Origin of the sequence: Mesorhizobium sp. M1403, assembly GCF_040317695.1 — a bacterium.
Lineage (GTDB): Bacteria > Pseudomonadota > Alphaproteobacteria > Rhizobiales > Rhizobiaceae > Mesorhizobium.
On sequence record NZ_JAMYKY010000005.1, the window covers coordinates 125525 to 145798 of the forward strand.

Sequence of the window (20274 nt, forward strand, 5' to 3'; positions counted from 1 at the left end):
GCCTGGGAAATCCTCGGGTGCGAGGGAACCGAAATCTAGGATCCGCGGGGGCGGATGCCGGCGTCGAAGAACCCGGCACAAAGGGGCTCGTCGGTGCGGTGCGGGATACCGATCCCGAGATCTGCACCGACGAGATCTTCGTGTTGCCTCCATTCCTCCGTCCGATTGTCATCGCTGGCCAGCCATGACATGCGTGGAAAATTGACCCAATGTTGGACGAGATCGTGACTGTCGAAGACCGCATCCGTGCGCTGCCTTGCTGGACCGGCAGCATCGACATTGCGCCGCTGCCGGGCGGCCTGAGCAATGCCAATTATCTGGTCAAGGACGCGGCCGGGCGGCATGTCGTTCGCCTCGGCCAGGACTATCCGTTCCACCATGTCTTTCGCGAGCGCGAGATGATGACCGCGCGGGCAGCACACGCGGCAGGCTTCGCTCCGGCGGTCCGCTACACCGGACCCGGCGTCATGGTGACGGAGTATCTCGGCGCCAAGGCCTATGTCGCGCAAGACGTGCGCGCCGATCTCGGCCGCGTCGCCGCGTTGCTGCGCGGTTTCCACCGGGAGATGCCCGGTCATGTCTCCGGCGCCGGCTTCATGTTCTGGGTATTCCACGTCATTCGCGACTATGCGCGCACGCTGGAGGAAGGCGGCAGCCGCAAGCTGGGCGAATTGCCACGCCTGCTGACGCTGGCGGACGAGCTCGAGCGCGCGCAAAAACTGCTGCCGATCGTCTTCGGCCACAACGATCTTCTGCCGGCTAACATAATCGATGACGGTCACAGGCTATGGCTCATCGATTTCGAATATGCCGGCTTCAACACCGCGATGTTCGACCTTGCCGGCGCGGCTTCCAATGCCGGCATGAGCGACGAGGAATCCTTCGCCTTCCTGACCGCCTACTTCATGAAGGAGCCGGACGAAGCGATACGGCGCTCGCACGCCGCCATGCAATGCGCGTCGCTGCTGCGCGAGGCGATGTGGGGCATGGTTTCCGAGCTTTACCTCGACGCCCCCGGTGTCGACTACGCCGCCTATACCGACGAAAACCTGGCGCGGCTCGAAGACGCCCTGGAAAACTACAGGACAAAATACGGGACGCGGACATGACCTTGCCCGCCCAGGCCGGCATCGTCGTCATCGGCGGTGGCATCATCGGCTGTTCGACGGCCTATCATCTGGCGCGCGACCACAAGGCCGAAATCGTGCTGCTCGAACAGGGCAAACTGACCTCGGGCTCGACCTGGCATGCTGCTGGGCTGGTCGGCCAGCTGCGCTCGTCGGCGTCGATCACGCGCGTGCTCAAATATTCGGTCGATCTCTACAAAGGGCTGGAAGCCGAAACCGGCCTTGCCACCGGCTGGAAGATGACCGGCTGCCTGCGGCTAGCCACCAATGCCGACCGCTGGACCGAGTATAAGCGGCTGGCAACGACGGCAAAGAGTTTCGGCATGGACATGCATCTGCTGTCGCCGACCGAGGTCAAGGAAATGTGGCCGCTGCTGGAAACCGGCGACCTCGTCGGCGCTTCCTGGCTGCCGAGCGACGGGCAGGCAAGCCCTTCCGACATCACCCAGTCGCTGGCCAAAGGCGCGCGTATGCACGGCGCAAAATTGTTCGAGGAGGTGCGGGTCACCGGCTTCGAAATGACCAACGGCCGGATCGTCAAGGTTAGGACGAACAGGGGCGACATCGCCTGCGACAAGGTTGTGAACTGCGCCGGGCAATGGGCGCGGCAGGTGGGTGCGCTGGCCGGCGTCAACGTGCCGCTGCAGCCAGTGAAGCACCAGTACATCATCACCGATAGGATCGAGGGGTTGGCGACCGACGCGCCGACAATTCGCGACCCCGACCGCCGCACCTATTTCAAGGAGGAGGTCGGCGGGTTGGTGATGGGCGGTTACGAGCCGAACCCGCAGGCCTGGACGACCGGTCTACCCGGCGGCGATGTGCCGGACGATTGGGAGTTCCGGCTGTTCGACGACGATTACGATCATTTCGAGCAGCATATGAGCCAGGCGATCGAGCGTGTCCCGGCGCTCGCCAATGTCGGCGTCAAGCAGATGATCAACGGTCCGGAGAGCTTTACGCCGGACGGCAATTTCATCCTCGGTGTGGCGCCGGAATGCACCAATATGTTCGTCGGCGCCGGCTTCAATGCCTTCGGCATTGCGTCCGGCGGCGGCGCCGGTTGGGTGCTGGCGCAATGGGTCGTCGACGGCGAGGCGCCGCTCGATCTGTGGGTGGTCGACATCCGCCGCTTCTCCGACCTGAACCGCGACCGGCAATGGGTCGGCGACCGCACGCTGGAAGCCTATGGCAAGCACTACACGATCGGCTTCCCGCACGAGGAATATGTCACCGGCCGGCCGTGCATCGTCTCGCCTTTATACGAGCGGCTGCAAAAACATCGCGCCGTGTTCGGCTCGAAACTCGGCTGGGAGCGGCCGAACTGGTTCGCGCCGGAAGGCATCGAGCCGAAGGACGTCTATTCGATGGGCCGGCAGAACTGGTTTTCACCCGTCGGCGACGAGCACCGCCACGTGCGCGAAAAGATCGGCATTTTCGACCAGTCGTCTTTCGCCAAATACGAAATGACCGGCGCCGACGCGCTGAAGGCGCTGGACTGGATCTGCGCCAACGACGTTGCCAAGCCGGTCGGCCGGCTGACCTACACGCAGCTCCTCAACACGCGCGGCGGCATCGAGGCCGATTTGACCGTGGCGAGGCTCGATGAGGAGAAATTCTACATCGTCACCGGCACCGGTTTCCGCACGCATGATTTCTCCTGGATTGCCGATCATATCGGCAGCGAGTTCGACGTGACGCTGACCGACGTCACCGAGGAGTTCGGCACATTGTCGCTGATGGGGCCGCGCGCCCGCGACGTGCTGTCAGCGGTGACCGATGCCGACGTCTCGAACGCCGCCTTTCCGTTCGGCCATGTTCGCGAGATCGCCATTGCCGGCCACGTCATTCGGGCACTGCGCGTCACCTATGTCGGCGAGCTCGGCTGGGAGCTGCATGCGCCGATCGCGGCGACGGGCGAGGTTTTCGACGCACTGATGACGGCGGGCGCTGTCCACGACATTCGCCCGGTCGGCTATCGGGCGCTGGAATCGCTGCGGCTGGAAAAAGGTTACCGCGCCTGGGGCGCCGATATCACGCCCAACGACACGCCGCAGGAGGCCGGCCTCGGCTGGGCGGTGAAGCTCAGGAAGAACACCGATTTCCTCGGCCGGCGGGCGCTTGAAAAGCTCGACGGCGCGGCGCTCAGGAAACGTTTTGCCGGCTTCACAGTCGATGATCCGGATATCGTGCTGCTCGGGCGTGAGACCATCCTGCGCAATGGCGAGGCCGTCGGTTATCTCACCAGCGGCGGCTATGGCTACACCGTCGGCAAGAACATCGGCTACGGCTATGTGCGCAATGCCGATGGCGTCGGCGATGATTTCCTCACCTCCGGCGATTACGAGCTGGTGGTGGCGATGGAACGGACGCCGGCTAAAATCCACCTCGAGCCGCTTTACGATCCGGCGGGAGCAAAGGTGAAGGCCTAGAGCCTTCCGGTTTCAGCCTCAGTTCACGATGAGCACCAGCCCCCGGCTGGGCACCGTATCGGCCTCGCCTGGCATCGAGACATAGGGCGGCGTCTCCTCGGCGCGGGTGACGGTGCCTTGCGCCTCGAGCTCGGCGATCCGCGCGGCAAAACCCGCATCCCACAGCGTGTTCTTCACCGTCAGCACGATCACCCCGCCCGGCCGGCAGATGCGGATCAGCTCGTCCAGACCCTCGGCCCCGACATGGCCGGACGTGAAGACGCCGGCTGAGATGATCCCGGCATAGGCATCGTCCACGAAAGGCAGCGGCGCGCCAAGCGCCAGGCAATGAAGGGCCGAATAGACGCCTTTGCGCGCGGCTTGCGCCAGCATGCCTTCCGAAATGTCGAGCGCCTCGACCTGCGGATAACCGGTGATAGCAAGCCATTCGCCGATGAGCCCGGTGCCTGCGCCAGCATCGAGGAGAGGAGCGGCGCCGCGCGGCAGATGGCGGGCCAGCAAGGCAAGGCAGATGGTCGGATGGCGATAGCCGGCCGCCGACATGTCGGCGTCATAGGTGCCGGCCCAGCTGTCGTAGAGCGCCGCGACGTCTTCCGGTCGCTTCGCCGCATAGGCTGCGGCGAGCGCGCTCTGCTGTTTGCTGTCCGTCATCGCTTTCCGTCGCCTGGTATCGATCTGCGACGCGATCATAGCCAAACGGCGAAAACTGTGGAACCGTCGTCGCGACAATAAAGACTGGAAAAGGAGCGAAAGCCATGGCGGACGACCAGGCACGCGCCGCACTTGCGGCCATTCCGATGCTGGCCGGTTATGACGGCCCGCTGGAACGGCTCGGCGGCCTGACCAACCTCGTCTTCAGGGGTAAGGATTTCTGCCTGCGTATCCCCGGCAAGGGTACCGAGGAATACATCAACCGCGCCAACGAGGCAGTGGCGGCGCGGGAAGCGGCGAAGGCCGGCGTCAGCCCGGAAGTGCTGCATGTCGATGCCGAGACCGGCGTGCTGGTGACCCGCTTCATCGCCGGCGCCGAGACGATGTCGCCGGAAAAATTCAAGACCCGACCGGGCAGCCCGGCACGCGCCGGCAAGGCCTTTCGCAAACTGCACACATCCGGCGCGGTGTTCCCCTTTCGCTTCGAGCTATTTGCGATGATCGACGACTATCTGCAGGTGCTGTCGAGCAAGGATGTCGCACTGCCTGCCGGCTATCACGATGTGGTCCGCGAGGCGGAAACCGTGCGCTCGGCACTTGCGGCTCATCCTCTGCCGATCGTCGCCTGCCACTGCGACCCGCTCTGCGAAAACTTTCTCGATACGGGCGACAGGATGTGGATCGTCGACTGGGAATATTCCGGGATGAACGATCCGCTCTGGGATCTCGGCGACCTCAGCGTCGAAGGGCAATTCGACGCCGCGCAGGACGAGGAGATGATGCTGGCCTATTTCGGCGGCGAGCCGAGACCGGCGGAGCGCGCCCGCATCGTCATCTACAAGGCGATGTGCGACCTGTTGTGGACGCTGTGGGGCTTGATCCAGCTTGCCAACAAAAATCCGGTCGACGATTTCCGCGCCTACGCCGACGGCCGCTTCGCGCGCTGCAAGGCACTGATGGAGACGCCGGAATTTTCACGGCATCTCGCGGCGGTGCGCCAGGGTTAGTTCACACCCCTCGGCACGTTTTCGGGCGGCACCGTGTCGACCACCTTCTGGCGGTGGAAGATGAACAGGCCGGCCAGCACGACAATGGCCGAGCCGACCAGGATGCGTGGCCCAGGCACATCGCCGAAGAAGGCCGAGCCGAAGACCACTGCCCACAACAGCAGGCTGTAATGCAGCGGCGCCAAGGTCGAGGCAGGCGCAAGCTTCAATGCCCTAGTGATCATCAGATGCGCGCCGCAGGAGACAATGCCGAGAAGTAGCATGGCGCCGAAATCGAGCGAGGACGGCGTCTTCCAACTGCCGATGGTCAACGCAGCGCCGACCAGCAGCGTGCCGATGGTTTGCCAGGTGACCAGCGAGGTGTCGCTGGTGCCGCGCAGTCGCCGGTTGAGGATGATGGCGAAGGCAAAGGAAATGCTGCCGGCGAGCGCGAACATCGACGACAGCGAGAACGCGGCCGAAGACGGCTTCAGCATGATCAGCACGCCGCAGAAACCGACCAGGATAGCCGCCCAGCGGCGCCAGCCGACCCTTTCGCCAAGCAAGAAGTGCGACAGCGCCGCGACATAGATCGGCCCGGCCATGTAGAAGCTCATCACGTCGGCGAGCGGCAGATAGACGACCGCCGCGTAGAACAGCGCCGTGTCGAGCGTCGTCATCACCACGCGCAGCAGCTGCAGCTCCGGCCGCTCCATGCGAAACAGCTTGGCCGCACCCTGATGTGCAATCATCGGCCCGAGTATGAAAAAGGCGCCGATCGAGCGGATCAGCACGACCTGGCCGACGGAAAAACTGGCGACCAGCCACTTGCCCATCGCGTCGTTCAAGGCAAACAGGAAGTCGCCGGCGAGCATCAGCAGGATGCCGGCCAGCAGCACGTTCCTGATCGTCGAGTTCTGGGCTGCGGGCTGCGCCATTCCGTTACCGGTTCCTCGCCGTGGCTACGGTGACCCGCGTCGTAGTCGCTAGCAGCGGCCGTGACGAGGCGAAAATCGAGAATTCGGTAAGACCAGCGCCGGAAATCGGCTGGTCTAAGCGTGGCGCCGATTCACGGTGCCGGGCCTTCCGGCGATCGAAAGCCGCGTGTCCTGCCGGCTCCGCTCGGCCACCACCTTGCCTTTGGCAATGACGCAGAGCCGCTCGGGGCGCAGGCGCAGCGCCTCGAGCGGGTTGCCGGCATCGAGAACGACCAGGCTGGCGCGCTTGCCGACGGCCAGGCCAAGGTGGTCGAGACCCATGATGGCGGCATTGACGTTGGTGACCATGTCGAAACAGCGCGCCATCTCGGCTGGGCTCGACATCTGCGCGACATGCAGGCCCATGAAGGCGACGTCGAGCATGTCTGCGGTGCCCAGCGAATACCAGGGGTCGAGCACGCAATCCTGGCCCCAGCCGACGCGGATCCCGTGCGCCAGCATTTCCTTGACCCGCGTCAAGCCGCGGCGCTTGGGAAAGGTGTCGTGGCGGCCCTGCAGCATGATGTTGATCAGCGGATTGGGGATCGCCGAAACGCCGGCCTCGGCGATCAGCGGCAACAGCTTCGAGACGTAGTAATTATCCATCGAATGCATCGAGGTGAGGTGCGAGCCGGCCACTCTGCCCTGCAATCCAAGCCGCTGCGTCTCATAGGCAAGCTGCTCGACGTGGCGCGACAGCGGATCGTCGGTCTCGTCGCAATGCAGGTCGACCATCAGGCCGCGCTCGGCCGCGATCTCGCAGAGCTCGGTGACGGAGCGCGTACCGTCGGCCATGGTGCGCTCGAAATGCGGGATGCCGCCGACGACATCGACGCCCATGTCGAGCGCACGGGTGGTGTTGTCGCGCGCCGTCGGCGAGCGGTAAAACCCGTCCTGCGGGAAGGCGACCAATTGCAGGTCGATATACGGCGCAACCGTCTTCTTCACGTCGAGCAGCGCTTCCACCGCCAGCAGGCGATCGTCGCAGACATCGACATGGGTGCGGATGGCGAGCAGGCCCATCGACACCGCCCAGTCGCAATAGGCAAGCGCACGGTCGCGCACCGCCTCGTGGGTTAGAAGCGGCTTCAGCTCGCCCCACAGAGAAATGCCTTCGAGCAACGTGCCCGAGACATTGATGCGGGGAATGCCGAGCGAAAGCGTGGCGTCCATATGGAAATGCGGATCGACGAAAGGCGGCGAGACCAGATTGCCATGGGCATCGATCGCCGTGCCGGCGCTGATGTTGAGCTCGGGCTCGATCGCCGCGATCGTCTCGCCGACGATGCCGATATCGGCGATCCTGCCGTCGGGCAGCGTCCCGCCGCGCACCACAAGGTCGAAATCCATTTATCGCCACCTCGTTGAAGAATGATGCCTATTCCGGCACGTACCGCACCGCACCCTTGGCAGCACTGGTTGCCATTGCTGCATAGGCGCGCAAGGCCGTCGTTACCTTGCGCTTGCGCTTTTCCTCGGGCTTCCAAGCGGCTGTTCCCTTCGCCTCCATCGCCGCGCGACGGGCGATGAGTTCCGCGTCGTCGACAGCCAGCCGGATGGTGCGGTTGGGGATGTCGATCTCGATCGTGTCGCCTTCCCTGACCAGCCCGATCAGCCCGCCTTCCGCCGCTTCCGGCGAGACGTGGCCGATCGACAGGCCGGAGGTGCCGCCGGAAAAACGCCCGTCGGTGATCAGTGCGCAGGCTTTGCCGAGACCCTTCGATTTAAGATAGCTGGTCGGATAGAGCATTTCCTGCATGCCGGGGCCGCCGCGCGGCCCTTCATAGCGGATGACGACGACATCGCCGGCCTTGACCTCGTTCGACAGGATCGCCTTGACGCTGGCGTCCTGGCTTTCGAACACTCTTGCCGGACCGGTGAATTTTAGGATCGATTCATCGACGCCGGCAGTCTTCACGATGCAGCCGTCGAATGCGAGATTGCCTTTCAGCACGGCGAGGCCACCATCCCTTGAGAAAGGATGTTCGGCCGAGCGGATGACACCTTTCTCGCGGTCGAGATCGAGATCATCCCAGCGGCGGTCCTGGCTGAACGCGACTTGCGTCGGCACGCCGCCGGGTGCCGCCAGGAAGAAATCGCGGACATTCTGGCTGGTGGTGCGCGAGATATCCCAGTGGTCGAGCGCTTCGCCGAGGCTCGCGGTGTGCACCGTCGGCAGGTCGCGGTTGATCAGCCCGGCGCTATCCAGCTGGCCGAGGATCGCCATGATGCCGCCGGCGCGGTGGACATCCTCCATGTGGACGTCGGCCTTGGCCGGAGCCACCTTGCAAAGCACCGGTACCCGCCGCGACAGCCGGTCGATGTCCTCCATGGTGAAGTCGACCTCGCCCTCATGTGCTGCGGCAAGGATGTGCAGCACGGTGTTGGTCGAACCGCCCATGGCGATGTCGAGCGTCATGGCGTTCTCGAAGGCGCCCTTCGAGGCGATGCTGCGCGGCAGCGCGGTGTCGTCGTCCTGCTCGTAATAGCGCTGGGCGAGATCCACGATCAGATGGCCGGCCTCGACGAACAGGCGCTTGCGGTCGGCGTGCGTCGCCAACGTCGAGCCGTTGCCGGGTAGCGAGAGGCCGAGCGCCTCGGTCAGGCAGTTCATCGAATTGGCGGTGAACATGCCCGAGCACGAGCCGCAGGTCGGGCAGGCCGAGCGCTCGATGATCTTGACGTCCTCGTCGGAGATCTTGTCGTCGGCGGCGGCGACCATGGCGTCGACCAGGTCGAGCGCCTGGCTCTTGCCGGCGAGCACCACCTTGCCGGCCTCCATCGGTCCGCCGGAGACGAAGACAGTCGGGATGTTGAGGCGCAGCGACGCCATCAGCATGCCCGGCGTGATCTTGTCGCAATTCGAGATGCAGACCATGGCGTCTGCGCAATGCGCGTTGACCATGTATTCGACGGAATCGGCGATCAATTCGCGCGACGGCAGCGAATACAGCATGCCGTCATGGCCCATGGCGATGCCGTCGTCGACGGCGATGGTGTTGAATTCTTTGGCAACGCCGCCGGCCTTCTCGATCTCGCGGGCAACCAGCTGGCCGAGGTCCTTGAGATGGACGTGGCCCGGCACGAACTGGGTGAAGGAATTGACCACGGCGATGATCGGCTTGCCGAAATCCGAATCCTTCATCCCGGTGGCGCGCCACAGGCCGCGGGCGCCGGCCATGTTGCGGCCATGGGTGGTGGTGCGGGAACGGTAGGCGGGCATTGAACTGTCCTTGCTGTCTGCGTCGCACCCAAAGGTGCGGAAAACCGGAATTGAGCCGCAGGCCTTATAGACGCCACGCTCTGGTCTGGCCACAATTTTGCGCTGCGCCAGGTAGCGGAACGAACGGCCAGCCAAAGACGCAGCCGGTCCAGACCGCAAAAAAGTCAGAGGTGCTGTCGGATCGTGTTTTGCTCGAGCGTCCTTGGGCAGACGGCAGGAGCGGGGCATCAATCACCAGCCGGCCGTTTCGAAAGCAAACAAACCAGCCCGAGGAGCAAGAGAATGCAAAAGATCACCACCTGCCTGTGGTTCGACGACCAGGCCGAGGAGGCCATGAACCACTACGTTTCCATCTTCAAGAATTCGAAGGTGCTGAGCGTGATGCGCTGGCCCAAGGGCAGCGGCGATCGTGAGGGCAAGGTGCTGATGGTCTCATTCGAGCTCGACGGCGTTCCGTTCCAGGCCCTCAACGGCGGCCCGCAATTCAAGTTCACCGAGGCGGTCTCGCTCTCCATCGACTGCAAGACGCAGGAAGAGGTCGACTATTTCTGGGACAGGCTCATCGCGGGCGGTGGCGAGCCCAGCCAGTGCAGCTGGCTGAAGGACAAATTCGGCCTCTCCTGGCAGGTCGTTCCCGAGCAGCTGCCCAAACTGCTGTTGGACCCCGACAGGGAAAAGGCCGGCCGCGTGATGCAGGCGATGATGCAGATGACCAAGATCGACGTCGCCAAGATCGAAGAGGCGGCCAAGGCGTGAACGAACGCGATCTTCCCTTCTCCCCCTGTAAGGCCCTGTAAGGGGAGAAGGTGGATCGGCGCAAGGCGCCGAGACGGTTGAGGGGTGTTGGACGGAATGAGACGTTGGTGTTTCCTGGAACACCCCTCATCCGTCGCCTTCGGCGACACCTTCTCCCGCAAGGGGAGAAGGAAAGCGCCGCATCAAGCCGCTCTGTCGCGGACCTGGTAATCCTTCACCGCCGCGAAGCGGATCGCCTTCCAGCGTTCGGCTTCGTAGTTTAGCGAGAAGGCGTGCTGGGCGAGGAACACTGGATCATTGTCGAGGTCGCGGGCGATGTCGCCGCGATGCGCTTCGATGAAGCGCTGGAGTTCGGCCCTGTCGTCGGCCGATATCCAGCGGCAGACGGAAAAGCGCGACATCTCGAAATCGACCGGCAGCGTGTATTCGAAGTTCAGCCGCTCCTTTAGCACGTCGAGCTGCAGGGCGCCGACGACGCCGACGATGGCCGGTGAGCCGTCCTCCGGCGAGAACAATTGCACGACGCCTTCCTCGGCCATCTGATGCAGCGCCTCCTTGAGCTTCTTGGCTTTCATGGCATCGCCGAGGCGAACGCGGCGCAGGATTTCAGGCGCGAAATTCGGCACGCCGCGAAACAGGATCTCCTCGCCCTCGGTCAGCGTGTCGCCGATGCGCAGCGTGCCGTGGTTGGGGATGCCGACGACATCGCCGGCGAACGCCTCGTCGGCGGTGACGCGGGTGCGGGCGAAGAAGAATTGCGGCGCCGACAGGCTCATCGGCTTTCCCGTGCGCACCAGCTTGGCCTTCATGCCGCGCTCGAGCTTGCCGGAGCAGACCCGGACGAAGGCGATGCGGTCGCGGTGGTTGGGGTCCATATTGGCCTGGATCTTGAAGACGAAGGACGTCATCTTGTCCTCGGTCGCCTCGACCTTGCGGCTGTCGGCCTCCTGCGCACGCGGCGGCGGCCCATAGGCGCCGAGCGCCTCGATCAGGTCGCGCACGCCGTAATTGCGCAGCGCCGAGCCGAAATAGACCGGCGTCAGATGGCCCTCGCGGAAGGCATCGAGGTCGAGCGGGCGGCAGGCTTCGCGCGCCAGCTCCAGCTCTTCGATGAAAGCCTCGCGCTCGTTCTCCGGCAGCAGGCCGGCAACGCGGTTGGAATCGGGGCCGTGGACCGGCGTGCGCTCCTTTTCGGCGTCGCCCTTGCGCACCGCGTTCAGCGCCAGATGGTAGGTGCCGGAAAAGGTCTTGCCGCGGCCGATCGGCCAGGTGATCGGTGCTGTGTCCAGCGCCAACTTCTGCTCGATCTCGTCGAGGATATCGAACGGGTCGCGGCTTTCGCGGTCCATCTTGTTGACGAAGGTGATGATCGGGATGTCGCGCAGCCGACAGACCTCGAACAGTTTCAGCGTGCGCGGCTCGATGCCCTTGGCGGCGTCGATGACCATGACCGCACTGTCGACCGCCGACAGCGTGCGATAGGTGTCGTCGGCGAAATCCTCGTGGCCTGGCGTGTCGAGCAGGTTGAAGACAGTGTCCTCATATTCGAAGGTCATCACCGAGGTGACCACCGAAATGCCGCGCTCGCGCTCGATCTTCATCCAGTCGGAGCGGGTCTGGATACGGTCCTTCTTGGCCTTGACCTCGCCGGCAAGCTGGATCGCGCCGCCGAACAAAAGCAACTTTTCGGTGAGCGTGGTCTTGCCGGCGTCGGGGTGCGCGATGATCGCGAAAGTGCGGCGGCGCGATACCGCTTCTGTAATCATTTCGGACATTTTTCAGGATTTCCGTGTGAGGCCGGGCTTCTAGCAGCGGAGTGCAGTGCTGTCGACCTCTCCGGCTGCCGCAGCCGCCGGTTCACGTCCCGACGTCAGGCCGGTTCGGCGGCATGGCTCTCGAAGGCCACCTCGGGAATCCACTCGGCAATTGTGGCGCCGATCTTGTCGGCATGGTCCTCCTGCAGATAATGCGCGCCGGGTCCGAGATCGATCAACCGGCAGTTCTTCAGGCCAGCCGCGAATTCCCGGGCCGCCTGCGGCGAGACGAGGGCGCCGGGATCGCCTGAGAAAAGCAGCTTCGGGTAGGAGGAAGCCCGGAGCGCCCGATGGTCGTGCTCATTGATGGCAGCGACATCGGCAGGCTGGCCTTCGATCGGGAGTTCGCGCGGCAGCCGCAGGATCGGCTTGCGCGATTGCGGTGTCGGGAACGGCGCCCGGTAGGCGGCCATTTCCTCATCGCTCATCGTGCGCAGCACAGCGGCCGGCAGCACCCTTTCGACGAAGACGTTGTCTTCCAAGACAAGCTTCTCACCGACGCCAGGCGTGCGCATTGCCTTGAACAATTCGCGCGCCTGCGGACGCTGGTGGAAATCGTCCCAGCTCTCGAAGGGGCGGATGAATTCCATGAAGGCGAGTCCGAGGATCCGCTGCGGCCGCCGGGCCGCGAGATGGAAGGCGAGTGCGGTGCCCCAGTCCTGCGCGACGACCACCATGTCGGCGACGCCAAGCGCCTCAAGGAAAGCATCGAGATACCGGACGTGGTCGAAGAAGCGATAGTCGATGTCCGGCTTGCCGGACTGGCCATAGCCGATCAGGTCGGGTGCGATGCAGCGGCCGAACGGCGCCACATGCGGGATGATGTCGCGCCAGACGTAGGATGACGTCGGGTTGCCGTGCAGGAAGATTACCGTCGGGCCAGCCGTGCCTGCCTCGACATAGGAGATGGTGGAATCGAGTACCGCGACTTGCGAGCGCGGCAACATTGTGCGGGATTGCTGCTTTTCGAGTTTCGGGTTCATCGGATCAGCTCCTTTTTGCGAAGACTGTTTTGAAGACGATATTCTTGAAACGCTCGAGCGGCTCGGGACTGCGCTCCACCTTCATGCGCAGCATCGCGCCTTGCCAGGAACTCAAAAGGAAATCGGCGAGATCCTCGGCATCGAACGCGTCGGTGATATCGCCGGCCGCCTGGCCTTCGGCGATGCATTCGGCAAAGGGCTTACGCCAGCGTTCGAAAATGGCGACGAGTTGCAGCCTCAGCGCCTCACTGTGAGCCGCCGTCTCGAGGCTGAGATTGCCAATCATGCAGCCCCGTGCCCAATCATGCGCCTCCAGCTTCGACGTGATGATTTCGAGATAGCGGCGCAAGCGCCCGACCGGGGGCGTGCCGTCCCGGCCGAGGGCCTGCTCCACCAAGCCGCTCACATAGGCGAAATAGCGGTCCAGCACCTCGCCGGTGAACGCCTCCTTGGAGGCAAAATGATTGGTGAAGGACCCCGGGCGGGCATCGGCCGCGGCGACGATGTCGCGTACGCCGGCGGACGAATAGCCGGAATTCCAGATGGTTTTGAAACCGGCGTCGAGAAGTTTTTCGCGAAGTGAATGTCTGGCCATATCGATACAATACGTACGTACGTATTAAAGTCAAGAAGCATATTTGATACCGCGCGCTCTTGGCAGAACCCACGGGCAATGGCATCGCGGTGGTGGGGTTGGAACGAGGAGTGAAGCATGACAGAGGCGAAAGAAGTGATTGTCACCGGCGCCGGCATCATGGGCGCCTCCATCGCTTGGCACCTGACCAAGGCCGGAGCAAAGGTGACGGTCATTGCCGGCAGCGGCGCCGGCGGCGTCGCGACGCCGAATTCCTTTGCCTGGATCAATGCCAGCTGGGGCAATCCGGCGCCCTATTTCCGGCTGCGCATTCGGTCGATGGCCGAATGGACGCGACTGGCGAACGAGGTGCCCGGCATCCCGTTGCAATGGTGCGGCGGCCTGTGCTGGGACCTGCCACGTCCCGAACTTGAGGCCTATGCGGCCGAGCACTCCGCCTGGGGCTACGGCATCGAGCGTATCGACCGTGCCGGAGCTGCGCGCATCGAGCCCAATCTGACCGAACTTCCCGATTTCGCCCTTTATGTCGCCGAGGAAGGTGTCGCCGAGCCGGTCGCCGCCACGCAAGCACTGCTGGCCGACGCCGAACGGCGCGGCGCGCGGCTGCTGACAGGAGTTACCGCGACCGCGCTTGTGCGGGCCAACGGCCAGGTCTCCGGTGTCGACACATCCGCCGGGCGGATTGTTGCCGACGAGGTGGTGATCGCGGCCGGAGCCGGCTCTCCGGCACTAGCGGCAACAGCCGGGATAGAACTGCCGATCGGGACACCGCCCGGCCTGATCGTGCATTCGCGCCCCTACCAAAAGCTGCTCAACGGCCTGGTGATCGGCGACCGACTGCATATGCGCCAGACCGCGGAAGGCCGCATCATCGCCGGCTCGGATTTCGGCGGCGCCGATCCCGGCATGGATGCCGCGGCGACCGCCCGCGACCTGTTTGCGGCGATGAAGGCCATGCTGCGCGGCGCAGATGGGCTGGAACTCGATTTCCACACCATTGGCTACCGGCCGACGCCGGTCGACGGCTTTCCGATCATCGGCCGCGCCGAAGGCGGGGGCGGCGTCTACGTCGCCGTCATGCATTCCGGCATCACGCTGGCACCGGCCGTCGGCCTGTTCGCCGCCCGCGAGATCCTCGACGGCGATCGCGATCCGCTGCTTGATCCCTACGGGCTGGCGCGGTTTACTCAATAACCGGGCGGGCGGCGAAAGCCGCCGGCCAGCGGCTCGATTGCCCTGGCGATCCCGAGCAGGCGCGACTCCGACCAGCGTTTGCCAACAAGCTGTAGTCCGATGGGCAGGCCATTGCTGTCCTGTCCGCGGGGCAGCGACAGTGCGGGATGGCCGCTGTAGTTGAACACCGCGCCATAGGCCGGCAGCATCCAGTAGCTTTGCTCGCTATCGTCGACCTCGATCGGCGTTCCCGGCTCGCAATGCGGGAAGGCGGTGACCATTGCGACCGGGCACAGCAAGGCGTCGCAACCGTCGAAGAACCGATCCCACGCCAGGATGGAGCGGTCGCGGCGGGCGAGCGCCTCGAACCAGCGCGAGACCGGCGTCGGCTTCTCCGGTGGTTCGGGCTGCGCCGCCTCCAGCATCATGCCGATCAGGACGCCGCCCTGCTCCAGGTCGTCGTGCAGGTCGAGCTCCGGCAATTTGGCTTCCTCGACGATGGCGCCCGCGGCCTGAAGCTCTTTTGCCAGACTTTCGACCACCGCGCTGATCTCGCCGGCCACCGGAAAGCCCGGAAAGGACGGCGCGATGGCGATGCGCAAATTCCTGAGATCCAACTCCGGCATGCTTTCGACCGGTACCGGCGCAAGGTCGGTGTCGCTTCCATCCGGCCCGGCAATGAGGCGGTAGATCAGTACCAGGTCTTCGACGCTGCGCGCCATCGGTCCGAGGCAGGAGATCCGCCGGACGCTGCGCGGCGCGCCGCCTGGATCGGGGAAGGCGCCGGCGAGCGAGACGCGGTGCTCGGTCGGCTTGAGGCCGTAGACGCCGCAAAAGGCAGCGGGCAGCCGGATCGAATCCTGCATGTCGGTGCCGACCTCGAACGGCGTCATTCCAGCGCTGAGCGCCGCCGCCGCACCGCCACTGGAGCCGCCGGCGGTGCGCTGGAGGTCCCAAGGATTGCCGGTACGGCCGAACAGCGGATTGCTCGACTGCCAGTTACTAAGCATTGTCGCCACGTTCGTCTTGCCCACCAATATGCCGCCTGCCGCCTTCAGCCGTGCAACGACTGGACTGTCTGCCCTCGCGGCATAGTCGGCGAAGGCCGGGAAGCCGACAGTGGTTCTCATGCCCGCGGTTTCGTGCGTGTCCTTCAGTGTGAACGGCACGCCGTGCAGCGGCCCAAGGGCTTCGCCGCGCGCCTGCGCTTCGTCGGCCTTGCCGGCGCGCTGCCGCGCACCTTCCCGATCGAGGGTTACGACGGCGTTGACCGCCTCATTGTGCCTGTCGATCTGCGCCAGATGCGCGTCCAGCGCTTCCACAGCGGAAATCTTGCGGTCACGAATGGCGGCAACCAATTCTGTGGCGGAGGAAAAGGCGAGGTCCATGACCAATACTCCGGCTTGCCAGCGGCGCCAGCCTCACCAAATGGCGGGCAACGGCGCGTCTTCAAGCCGAGTTCAGCATTCGAGGACAGGCGGTGCTTGATCGGAATTGCGCTGCCTGCTGCAATCGGCGCTGTCCTGCGACGCGTAGCGAGGAATCTACACGGCCAGCGCCAGCTTTGCCGCGGCGGGCACAAACGGACGAATGCTCATGCCGTCTCTGCCGATGGTGACGAAGCTCGAGGGCGGAATCGCCTGCCAGTCGCTGCCGTCGCGGTCGAAGGGTTCCGACACGACGCAACGGCCTCCGCCATTGCGGAAGGCGGACGTGTAGAGCGTCGGCGCGTGGCCGTCGCTCGTATAGCGCACCGCGTAAAGCGATTGTCCGTCGGAAAAAGCCGCCGTCAATTTCAGCGCCGGCTCGAAGCCGCCGCGGCGCGAGGCGTCGATGACGCGGCTGGTGGCGCGCGATACGGCGCCCTGCGGATCACCTGCCAGGTCCTCTTCGGTCATCATCAGAAAGAACAGTTCCGAATCCGTGGCGCCCTCACGCTGGTCGAAGGCGGCGTCGGAGAGCGAATTCTCCAGCGCGCGACGGATCTTTTCGAAGCCGCCGATCTGGCCATTGTGCATGAACGACCAGCGGCCCGAAATGAACGGATGACAGTTCATGCGGCTGGTGGCGCCACCGGTCGAAGCCCGGATATGGGCGAGGAACAGGCCTGACTTGATCTGCCGGCACAGGCTTTTCAGATTGGGGTCCGACCAGGCCGGCAGGATGTCGCGATAGAGGCCGGGCTCCGGTCGGTCGCCATACCAGGCCAAGCCAAAACCATCGCCATTGGTCGGCGATTTGGCTTCCTGGGCGCAGTGGCTCTGGGCGATCAGCGAGTGGCAGGGCGCCGTGACGATGTCTTCGAGAAAGACGGCTTCGCCGAGATAGGCGGCCCACCGGCACATAGCGCCTAACGTCCCCTGTTATGCGTCCGCTCGTAGAGCTCACGGATGATGCCGCTTGCCGTGGTCTCGAACAGAAACGGCAAGAAAGCATGAATGAGCGCGGCAAAAGCCGCCATGAACAATCGCGACGAGAACCATGCGGCGAAAGCCATATGGCCGAAATAACTCTCGCCGACCGCAGCCGGGTGAGAGGTGAAAAGTCTTGCGAGCCGTGCGGTCATGTCGGTCCCTCCTGCCAGCATGAAGAGCCGACGATGAATATCCTGGCATGGGTGTTCGGTTTATCGGTCCCAAATTGTCCTTGTGAAAGGCTGAATTTTGGGACAAACATCCCACATGACGCCGGAAATCGACGAAATAGACCGGAGATTGCTGGCCGAGCTGCAGCGCGACGGCACGCTGTCCGTCGACCAGCTCTCGGCAAGAATATCGCTGTCGCGCAATGCCTGCTGGCGCCGGGTCAAGCGGCTGGAGGAAGACGGCGTCATCACCGGCCGCGTGGCGCTGGTCGACGCCGACAAGCTCGGGCTCGGCCTTTCCGTGTTCATCCTGATCCGCACCTCGAATCACGATCCCGACTGGCTGCAAAAATTCCGGGCGGCGGTGACCGGCTTTGCCGAGATCACCGGCGCCTACCGCATGTCCGGCGATCTCGACTATGTCTTGCGCGCCCGTGTCGCCGACGTCAAAGCCTATGACCGGCTCTACCAGCGGTTGATCGCCAAGGTGGCGTTGTCGGACGTTTCGGCCTCGTTCGTCATGGAAGAGATCAAGGAGACCACGATCGTTCCGATGGAACTGCGCTGAGGCGGAACTGCGCTGAAAGAAAGCCGTTGATAGCATTGTCGCCGAGTTGACTGGACCGGCGTTCGCGACGATAGGATCGGCCTTATGCGCGCAGCACTTTATCCCACCTCCGTCATCGGTCCGGCTGTCGGCTTCGTCAGGCTGCCGCATGGCGAGGGATTGCCGCTTCCCGCCTATGAGAGCTCGGGCGCCGCCGGCATGGACCTGCGCGCCGCCGTCCCGGACGACAGGCCGCTCTTGATCCTGCCGGGAAAGCGCGCGCTGGTGCCGACCGGCCTGGTCCTGGAAATTCCCGAAGGCGTCGAAGGCCAGGTCCGGCCGCGTTCGGGCCTCGCCTTCAAGCACGGGCTCACCTGCCTCAACACGCCCGGCACCATCGACAGCGACTATCGCGGCGAGGTCAAGGTGCTGCTGATCAATCTCGGCGACGAGGATTTCGCGGTGACGCGCGGCATGCGGATTGCCCAGATCGTCTTCGCCCCGGTGACGCAGGCGACCGTCGAGGAGCGCACATTGGCCGGCGGCACAACGCGCGGCTCCGGTGGCTTCGGATCGACCGGCACGGCCTGATGAGCGCGGCGAAATGAAGATCCCCAAGCTCGTCATCTTCGATTGCGACGGGGTTCTGGTCGACACCGAGAACTTGGCCAACCGGCGCCTCGCCGAGTGGCTGAGCGCGGCAGGCTTTCCGGCCAGCTTCGAATATTGCCGCAAGAATTTCTCCGGCCGCAGCATGGTCTCGGTGCAGAAGGAAGTCGAGGCGACCGGCGTCAGCCTCGGCGCCGATTTTGTCGAGCGCTGGAACGCCGGCCTGCCGGACCTGTTCGCGCATGGCGTCGAGGCCATCCCCTACGTTCGCGAGTTCATCGAAACCGTGCACGCCGCCGGCATCGCCACCTGCGTCGCCTCGTCGGCACGGGTATCGAAAATGCACATCACACTCGGTCAGACCGGGCTGCTGCCGCTGTTTGAGCATGCGCTGTTCAGCTCGACCATGGTCTCGCGTGGCAAGCCGTTCCCCGACCTCTTCCTGCATGCGGCAGCGACGATGGGCTTCGCGCCCGCCGATTGCATCGTCATCGAGGACAGCGTCGCCGGGACGGCAGCCGGCATCGCCGCCGGCATGCGCGTCTATTCCTATCACGGCGACCCGCTTTCCGACCGCGACGGACTGAGCGAAGCCGGCGGCATCCTGTTCGACGACATGCGTGAACTGGCCGGGCTGGTGCCGATCCACTAATCGCCTTTGCGCAGGCTGTACGCGCTCGATCTCAGACCGGGCGTGACGCTCCAAGTACTCGGTCGACCGTGTCGCGTATGAGACTGCGCAGATTGGCCGGCCTGTCGAGATGACTGACGACAAGGAGGCCGTCGGCCGCCACCGTTAGCGCGTCCGCAGTGCGGTCCGGATCGCGATTTGCGTCCGCGATCAGCAGATCCCTTAGGATGCCCCACTTCCAGTGACGATGCTTATCGATCGCCTGGCGAACCGGGCTGCTGGGATCGGGGTATTCGGCAGCGGCGTTCTGGAAGGGGCAGCCGCGGTAGCCCGGCTGATCCGCCGCGTCGGCGATGAGATCGAATATGGCAAGGATCATCTGGCGAGGCGGCCGCCGGTCAAGCTTCGCGATCGCCGCCCGTCCCCCCTTGCTGAGCTCCTCGATGTAGGCGCGGACGAGATCGTCCTTGGCCGCGAAGTGATGATAGAACGTCGCCTTGGCAACGCCGGCCTCGGCGATGATGCGGTCGATGCCGACTGCGCGCACCCCCTCCAGAGAAAACAGCGCGGTCGCCGTATCGAGGATACGACGGCGCGCAAGACTTTCTGGACGATCGTTGATTCGGGCTGCGGACATGCCTTGACTATATAGCAGACAGGTCTGTATATATCCATATGTAGACAGACAGGTCTACCCACCAGCGGAGGAAAAGTGAACATGGCTTCGATAGTCAGGGAAATCATCGTAGATGCTCCACCGGAAAGCGTATGGGCGACGGTCGGCGACTTCGCCGGCGGCGCCCAACGGATAGCCCCAGGCGTTTTCGTCGACTGCCGGGTGGAGGAGGGCGACGTGCGGGCCCTTATGTTCGCCGACGGCAAGATTGTGCGAGAGCGGCTCATCGCTCGCGACGAGCAGAGCCGGCGGATCGTGTGGGGATGGCTCGGCGACGAGGTCACCCACGATAACACTTCCATGCAGGTCTTTGCCGAGGGCGAGGGCCGGAGCCGCCTGGTCTGGATCCACGACACTCTGCCCGACGAACTCGGCGCGTGGCTCGCAGCCGCCATGGATCACCTGGTGCCGGTTTTCCAGCAGACCCTGGCGAGCCAAGCCAAGCCAACATAGTGAGGCAACGCCAGGTGTTTCCCCTTGGCCGCAAAATGCTCTAGCTTGCGCGCGCCC

The 20274-nt window shown here is 64.3% G+C and carries 20 protein-coding genes; 9 read left to right on the top strand and 11 right to left on the bottom strand.

The genetic code is table 11. From position 1 onward, the window contains the following. Positions 1 to 224: 224 nt before the first annotated feature. Positions 225 to 1109 (top strand): phosphotransferase, encoded by an 885-nt coding sequence (locus NKH01_RS11915; protein WP_352495768.1) that lies wholly within the window; start codon positions 225 to 227, stop codon positions 1107 to 1109. Further along, positions 1106 to 3559, top strand: coding sequence for a GcvT family protein (locus tag NKH01_RS11920; RefSeq protein WP_353020288.1), 2454 nt, complete (start codon positions 1106 to 1108; stop codon positions 3557 to 3559). Before NKH01_RS11915 ends, NKH01_RS11920 begins: the two co-directional genes overlap by 4 nt. 18 nt (positions 3560 to 3577) lie before the next feature. On the opposite strand, the gene NKH01_RS11925 is transcribed toward NKH01_RS11920, so the two are convergent. Then, positions 3578 to 4210, bottom strand: a complete 633-nt coding sequence (locus NKH01_RS11925; RefSeq protein WP_023717942.1) for a class I SAM-dependent DNA methyltransferase — start codon at positions 4208 to 4210, stop codon at positions 3578 to 3580. 104 nt (positions 4211 to 4314) lie between these two features. On the opposite strand from NKH01_RS11925, the gene NKH01_RS11930 reads away from it, so the two are divergent. Beyond that, positions 4315 to 5217, top strand: coding sequence for a phosphotransferase (locus tag NKH01_RS11930; protein ID WP_353020289.1), 903 nt, complete (start codon positions 4315 to 4317; stop codon positions 5215 to 5217). On the opposite strand, the gene NKH01_RS11935 is transcribed toward NKH01_RS11930, so the two are convergent. The 3 genes from NKH01_RS11935 to ilvD form a co-directional block, all read right to left on the bottom strand. Next, positions 5214 to 6134, bottom strand: coding sequence for a DMT family transporter (locus NKH01_RS11935; protein WP_353020290.1), 921 nt, complete (start codon positions 6132 to 6134; stop codon positions 5214 to 5216). The two genes, NKH01_RS11930 and NKH01_RS11935, sit on opposite strands and share 4 nt — an antisense overlap. Before the next feature lie 114 nt (positions 6135 to 6248). After that, positions 6249 to 7523 (bottom strand): amidohydrolase family protein, encoded by a 1275-nt coding sequence (locus NKH01_RS11940; RefSeq protein ID WP_352495764.1) that lies wholly within the window; start codon positions 7521 to 7523, stop codon positions 6249 to 6251. A gap of 28 nt (positions 7524 to 7551) precedes the next feature. After that, positions 7552 to 9396, bottom strand: coding sequence for a dihydroxy-acid dehydratase (gene ilvD, locus NKH01_RS11945; RefSeq protein WP_352483996.1), 1845 nt, complete (start codon positions 9394 to 9396; stop codon positions 7552 to 7554). A gap of 282 nt (positions 9397 to 9678) precedes the next feature. Here ilvD and NKH01_RS11950 point away from each other — a divergent pair, with 282 nt between their 5' ends. After that, positions 9679 to 10152 (top strand): VOC family protein, encoded by a 474-nt coding sequence (locus NKH01_RS11950; RefSeq protein WP_023717939.1) that lies wholly within the window; start codon positions 9679 to 9681, stop codon positions 10150 to 10152. Between the two features lie 182 nt (positions 10153 to 10334). On the opposite strand, the gene NKH01_RS11955 is transcribed toward NKH01_RS11950, so the two are convergent. The 3 genes from NKH01_RS11955 to NKH01_RS11965 form a co-directional block, all read right to left on the bottom strand. After that, positions 10335 to 11927, bottom strand: coding sequence for a peptide chain release factor 3 (locus NKH01_RS11955; RefSeq protein WP_352484942.1), 1593 nt, complete (start codon positions 11925 to 11927; stop codon positions 10335 to 10337). A 95-nt stretch (positions 11928 to 12022) separates the two neighbouring features. After that, complete coding sequence (locus tag NKH01_RS11960; RefSeq protein ID WP_353020291.1) at positions 12023 to 12949, bottom strand: haloalkane dehalogenase; 927 nt, start codon at positions 12947 to 12949, stop codon at positions 12023 to 12025. Between the two features lie 4 nt (positions 12950 to 12953). Then, the gene (locus NKH01_RS11965) at positions 12954 to 13544 is read right to left on the bottom strand and encodes a TetR/AcrR family transcriptional regulator (RefSeq protein ID WP_353020292.1); all 591 of its coding nucleotides are present in this window, start codon (positions 13542 to 13544) and stop codon (positions 12954 to 12956) included. Positions 13545 to 13661: 117 nt separating this feature from the next. Between NKH01_RS11965 and NKH01_RS11970 the strand changes: the two genes are divergently transcribed. Beyond that, positions 13662 to 14738, top strand: a complete 1077-nt coding sequence (locus NKH01_RS11970; protein ID WP_353020293.1) for an NAD(P)/FAD-dependent oxidoreductase — start codon at positions 13662 to 13664, stop codon at positions 14736 to 14738. Here NKH01_RS11970 and NKH01_RS11975 read toward each other — a convergent pair. The 3 genes from NKH01_RS11975 to NKH01_RS11985 form a co-directional block, all read right to left on the bottom strand. Beyond that, positions 14732 to 16105: an amidase gene (locus tag NKH01_RS11975; RefSeq protein WP_353020294.1), complete on the bottom strand. Its 1374-nt coding sequence runs from the start codon at positions 16103 to 16105 to the stop codon at positions 14732 to 14734. The genes NKH01_RS11970 and NKH01_RS11975 overlap by 7 nt on opposite strands. A 156-nt stretch (positions 16106 to 16261) precedes the next feature. Further along, the gene (locus NKH01_RS11980) at positions 16262 to 17062 is read right to left on the bottom strand and encodes a class II glutamine amidotransferase (protein WP_352484936.1); all 801 of its coding nucleotides are present in this window, start codon (positions 17060 to 17062) and stop codon (positions 16262 to 16264) included. Between the two features lie 5 nt (positions 17063 to 17067). After that, positions 17068 to 17283, bottom strand: a complete 216-nt coding sequence (locus NKH01_RS11985; protein ID WP_023717932.1) for a DUF6356 family protein — start codon at positions 17281 to 17283, stop codon at positions 17068 to 17070. A gap of 115 nt (positions 17284 to 17398) precedes the next feature. On the opposite strand from NKH01_RS11985, the gene NKH01_RS11990 reads away from it, so the two are divergent. From NKH01_RS11990 to NKH01_RS12000, 3 genes are all read left to right on the top strand, one after another. Then, positions 17399 to 17869 (top strand): Lrp/AsnC family transcriptional regulator, encoded by a 471-nt coding sequence (locus NKH01_RS11990; RefSeq protein WP_023717931.1) that lies wholly within the window; start codon positions 17399 to 17401, stop codon positions 17867 to 17869. Positions 17870 to 17953: 84 nt separating this feature from the next. Next, on the top strand, positions 17954 to 18439 hold the full coding sequence (gene dut, locus NKH01_RS11995) for a dUTP diphosphatase (protein WP_023717930.1): 486 nt from the start codon (positions 17954 to 17956) through the stop codon (positions 18437 to 18439). A 13-nt stretch (positions 18440 to 18452) separates the two neighbouring features. Then, complete coding sequence (locus NKH01_RS12000) at positions 18453 to 19109, top strand: HAD family hydrolase (RefSeq protein WP_352484934.1); 657 nt, start codon at positions 18453 to 18455, stop codon at positions 19107 to 19109. Between the two features lie 31 nt (positions 19110 to 19140). Here NKH01_RS12000 and NKH01_RS12005 read toward each other — a convergent pair whose 3' ends face one another. Then, positions 19141 to 19725, bottom strand: coding sequence for a TetR/AcrR family transcriptional regulator (locus tag NKH01_RS12005; protein WP_353020295.1), 585 nt, complete (start codon positions 19723 to 19725; stop codon positions 19141 to 19143). Between the two features lie 81 nt (positions 19726 to 19806). Here NKH01_RS12005 and NKH01_RS12010 point away from each other — a divergent pair, with 81 nt between their 5' ends. Continuing rightward, positions 19807 to 20217, top strand: coding sequence for an SRPBCC family protein (locus tag NKH01_RS12010; RefSeq protein WP_352484931.1), 411 nt, complete (start codon positions 19807 to 19809; stop codon positions 20215 to 20217). Positions 20218 to 20274 lie beyond the last annotated feature (57 nt).

Excerpts from the sequence above, each read along its gene's own strand:
- NKH01_RS11920 (WP_353020288.1), top strand. The coding sequence starts at position 1,106 with ATGACCTTGCCCGCCCAGGCCGGCATCGTCGTCATCGGCGGTGGCATC.
- NKH01_RS11925 (WP_023717942.1), bottom strand. The coding sequence starts at position 4,210 with ATGACGGACAGCAAACAGCAGAGCGCGCTCGCCGCAGCCTATGCGGCG.
- NKH01_RS11930 (WP_353020289.1), top strand. The coding sequence starts at position 4,315 with ATGGCGGACGACCAGGCACGCGCCGCACTTGCGGCCATTCCGATGCTG.
- NKH01_RS11935 (WP_353020290.1), bottom strand. The coding sequence starts at position 6,134 with ATGGCGCAGCCCGCAGCCCAGAACTCGACGATCAGGAACGTGCTGCTG.
- NKH01_RS11940 (WP_352495764.1), bottom strand. The coding sequence starts at position 7,523 with ATGGATTTCGACCTTGTGGTGCGCGGCGGGACGCTGCCCGACGGCAGG.
- ilvD (WP_352483996.1), bottom strand. The coding sequence starts at position 9,396 with ATGCCCGCCTACCGTTCCCGCACCACCACCCATGGCCGCAACATGGCC.
- NKH01_RS11950 (WP_023717939.1), top strand. The coding sequence starts at position 9,679 with ATGCAAAAGATCACCACCTGCCTGTGGTTCGACGACCAGGCCGAGGAG.
- NKH01_RS11955 (WP_352484942.1), bottom strand. The coding sequence starts at position 11,927 with ATGTCCGAAATGATTACAGAAGCGGTATCGCGCCGCCGCACTTTCGCG.
- NKH01_RS11960 (WP_353020291.1), bottom strand. The coding sequence starts at position 12,949 with ATGAACCCGAAACTCGAAAAGCAGCAATCCCGCACAATGTTGCCGCGC.
- NKH01_RS11965 (WP_353020292.1), bottom strand. The coding sequence starts at position 13,544 with ATGGCCAGACATTCACTTCGCGAAAAACTTCTCGACGCCGGTTTCAAA.
- NKH01_RS11970 (WP_353020293.1), top strand. The coding sequence starts at position 13,662 with ATGACAGAGGCGAAAGAAGTGATTGTCACCGGCGCCGGCATCATGGGC.
- NKH01_RS11975 (WP_353020294.1), bottom strand. The coding sequence starts at position 16,105 with ATGGACCTCGCCTTTTCCTCCGCCACAGAATTGGTTGCCGCCATTCGT.
- NKH01_RS11980 (WP_352484936.1), bottom strand. The coding sequence starts at position 17,062 with ATGTGCCGGTGGGCCGCCTATCTCGGCGAAGCCGTCTTTCTCGAAGAC.
- NKH01_RS11985 (WP_023717932.1), bottom strand. The coding sequence starts at position 17,283 with ATGACCGCACGGCTCGCAAGACTTTTCACCTCTCACCCGGCTGCGGTC.
- NKH01_RS11990 (WP_023717931.1), top strand. The coding sequence starts at position 17,399 with ATGACGCCGGAAATCGACGAAATAGACCGGAGATTGCTGGCCGAGCTG.
- dut (WP_023717930.1), top strand. The coding sequence starts at position 17,954 with ATGCGCGCAGCACTTTATCCCACCTCCGTCATCGGTCCGGCTGTCGGC.
- NKH01_RS12000 (WP_352484934.1), top strand. The coding sequence starts at position 18,453 with ATGAAGATCCCCAAGCTCGTCATCTTCGATTGCGACGGGGTTCTGGTC.
- NKH01_RS12005 (WP_353020295.1), bottom strand. The coding sequence starts at position 19,725 with ATGTCCGCAGCCCGAATCAACGATCGTCCAGAAAGTCTTGCGCGCCGT.
- NKH01_RS12010 (WP_352484931.1), top strand. The coding sequence starts at position 19,807 with ATGGCTTCGATAGTCAGGGAAATCATCGTAGATGCTCCACCGGAAAGC.